Genomic DNA, 2,810 nt, shown 5'->3' on the forward strand with positions numbered 1-2,810 from the left:
AGGTCCTTTTTTCTTGGTTACCCTCTTTTGGTATCCTAATACAGGACGGTCTCAACCCCTTCCAGTCCACTAAGCTCCTGATACGCTTTCCCAAAACCGGCAAGTACATCATCACACCCGCTTTTCATCATCGAGACAAAGAGCCGATCTTCATCCAGGCCAAGGTTGCCCGTGGTCCCAATACTGCTTCTGTTCATGATGGTCTGCAGGGGATCAGCCTTAGCGACCTCCTCCAGATGCAGCCCTACATCCTTGTAGGTATCACGGAAGTTCTTTCCTTCAAGCACTCCCTGGAGAACCACATCGGTGGCATACAGCTCAGGGGTACATCCTGCAATCAAGGCATCCTCATTGACTTGCAGTCCATCCATCATCCTGCCGAAAATCTGTACCAACTGCCATGTGGCCTTTGTCCCAGCCAGCAAAGGCTCCTTGGTATCCTGGAAATCACGGTTGTAGCCGGAAGGGAGGCTCCTGATAATCGATTTGACCCTTGCGGCGCAGCTGGAGACCACTGAGGAACGACTTCGTGCAAGCTCAAGTCCATCAGGATTTTTCTTCTGCGGCATGATGGAAGAACCTGTACAGAGCTCCTTGGGAAGGGAAAAATACCCGAACTCAGGAAGGGTGAACAGGATCAAATCCTGGGCAAGCTTGCTCAGGGTAAGTGCAATATAATCACAACCATCGAGCAGGATTGCCTCAAACTTACCCCTGCTGTTGTTTGCATACAGTACATTGTTTTGCACACGGGTGAAACCCATCTGCTCGGCAGTGAATTGTCTGTCCAGCGGCAAAGGAACTCCATAACTGGCCGCTGAGCCGAGAGGGCTTTGGTCGAACAGCCAAGAGAGGTGCATCAGATGCTGTGCCTCATCATAAAGCTCCTCAGCATAGCTTGCTGCCCAGAGGCCAAGGGAAGATGGCATGGCAATCTGCATATGGGTGCGCCCCGGCATGGGAACCTCTGCATACTTTTCTGCAAAGGAGAGCAGCGTCTCACAGAGCTCTCCGGTAGCCCTGCAGAGCTTCAGGGTGAATTCACGCATCCAAATCCTCAGGGCTGTCTGTACCTGGTCGTTCCTGCTCCGTCCTGTATGAATTTTCTTCCCCACCTCACCATACTCTTCAGTCAGGAATCCCTCGATAGCCGTATGGCAATCCTCATTTTCCTTGGTAATGGGAAATGAGTCTTCCATTTTGAGGGAAATGACTCTTTTCAAGCCCTCTTCCAGGGATGCAAGTTCCTCTGCATCCAGGATTCCTATATGATGCAATCCTCGTGCATGAGCGATGGACCCCAGGCAATCGGCGATAACCAATTGCTGGTCCAGAATGTAATCGTTGCCGACGGTGAATTCCTCCATCAAGGAATCGAGTGAATAATCTTTCTGCCAAAGCTTGGACATGTGTGTGCAGCCTCCATGAATGAGGAAAGTCTATTGGCTATCACCATGCCTGTCAATTGAAGCAAAGACACATCATTCCCGACTTCAGTACCATGAGATATTTTGTACTTGCCATATTACTTACCATGTTTCTCTGTATTGGATGTGGGTGCGACCACCAGGGGCCTAGCCCCATCAATCTATTGAGTGCAGTAGACAGTACGCCACCTACCCTGCTGGCAATCAGTTCTCTCGACCAGTATTCTGCACTTCTTCTCTTTGATGAACCCATTAATGAGCATGAAGTCCTCCTCCAAGCAAGAGGAAATGGGATTGCAAGCAAGCTGGTAGAACGTGCTTCCCTGACCATTACGTTCAAGGAGGCTATGAGCCTGGGTGAAGCGCTCCCACTGGAAGGAAGAGTCGAGGACTGCAGAGGCAACAGTGCCAGTTTCTCCCTTCTTCTCTGGGCAAAAAACACCAATCCCCCCTCCCTCCTGATCAACGAAATCTCTACCAAGGGGACCGAGAACAACCCTGACCGAGTGGAAATATTCGTGACCAAGCGGGGAAATTTAGGGGGGATCACCTTATTTGCAGGGACTGAGAAGGAGTATACAGACCGAATCATCTTCCCTGAGGTGTGGGTCGAGCGGGGTGATTACCTCGTGGTTGCCTTCTCCAAAGGAGAAATAGCTACTGGGACATACCGCTCGGAAAGCCAGGCAGGATTGAGTGCAAACAATGGATGCTTGACACTAGCGGTAAGTCCGCAGTGGGATGGGACTTTACTGGATGCGGCCATATGGGGGAACCATACCACACAAACCCATGAAGGGTTTGGATCAAGAACACTTCTAGAACAAGTACAGTATCTTGCAGAAAAAGGTCATTGGAACAGCAAGGATGCCGAAGGATCCATCAACAGCAGTAACAGCACAGCTACAAGAAGCATGTGCCGGGAACAACAGAGAGATACAAACAGCTTGGATGACTGGTATATCTGCGCTACACGTAACGCATCATTCGGGAGAAGGAATGCAGAGGAACGCTACCAGGATTGATGGGGGAGTTGCCTCCCCATCTCATTACAGATGTTGTTTGACAAATCCTTCAATTACGGAAAGGGAGGCCGCACCCATTCTCTGGTCAACCACCTCGCCATCCTTGAACAGCATCAAGGTGGGAATTGAATTTACATTGAACATGTTTGCAAGGCTTCCTGCCTCGTCCACGTTCACTTTTGCGACTTTCAGGGTATCGGCATACTTCTGTGCGAGCTGCGATACCGCTGGCCCGATCATTTTACAGGGGCCGCACCAAGGGGCCCAGAAATCCACCAATACCAACTTGTCAGCCTGGAGTATTTCTTCTTTGAAGTTGTCATCGGTTACGATTATTTCACTCATTGGTTTTGCTCCT

3 protein-coding genes are annotated in these 2,810 nt (G+C 50.2%); 1 reads left to right on the forward strand and 2 read right to left on the reverse strand.

The genetic code is table 11. The annotated features are described in order from the left end of the window. Positions 1–35: 35 nt before the first annotated feature. Positions 36–1,409, reverse strand: coding sequence for an argininosuccinate lyase (argH, locus tag AB7S66_RS10350; RefSeq protein WP_428519723.1), 1,374 nt, complete (start codon positions 1,407–1,409; stop codon positions 36–38). A gap of 92 nt (positions 1,410–1,501) precedes the next feature. On the opposite strand from argH, the gene AB7S66_RS10355 reads away from it, so the two are divergent. Then, complete coding sequence (locus AB7S66_RS10355; RefSeq protein ID WP_428519725.1) at positions 1,502–2,452, forward strand: hypothetical protein; 951 nt, start codon at positions 1,502–1,504, stop codon at positions 2,450–2,452. A 24-nt stretch (positions 2,453–2,476) separates the two neighbouring features. Here the strand turns inward: AB7S66_RS10355 and trxA are convergent, their stop codons facing one another. Then, a complete protein-coding gene (gene trxA / locus AB7S66_RS10360; RefSeq protein WP_428519733.1) occupies positions 2,477–2,797 on the reverse strand; it encodes a thioredoxin in 321 nt (106 codons plus the stop codon). Between the last annotated feature and the right edge of the window lie 13 nt (positions 2,798–2,810).

The organism is Sphaerochaeta sp. (assembly GCF_050178175.1).
Classification (GTDB): domain Bacteria; phylum Spirochaetota; class Spirochaetia; order Sphaerochaetales; family Sphaerochaetaceae; genus Sphaerochaeta.

Bases quoted from the DNA above. Each gene is read 5' to 3' on its own strand.
- AB7S66_RS10355 (WP_428519725.1), top strand. From the start codon at position 1,502: ATGAGATATTTTGTACTTGCCATATTACTTACCATGTTTCTCTGTATT.
- argH (WP_428519723.1), bottom strand. From the start codon at position 1,409: ATGTCCAAGCTTTGGCAGAAAGATTATTCACTCGATTCCTTGATGGAG.
- trxA (WP_428519733.1), bottom strand. From the start codon at position 2,797: ATGAGTGAAATAATCGTAACCGATGACAACTTCAAAGAAGAAATACTC.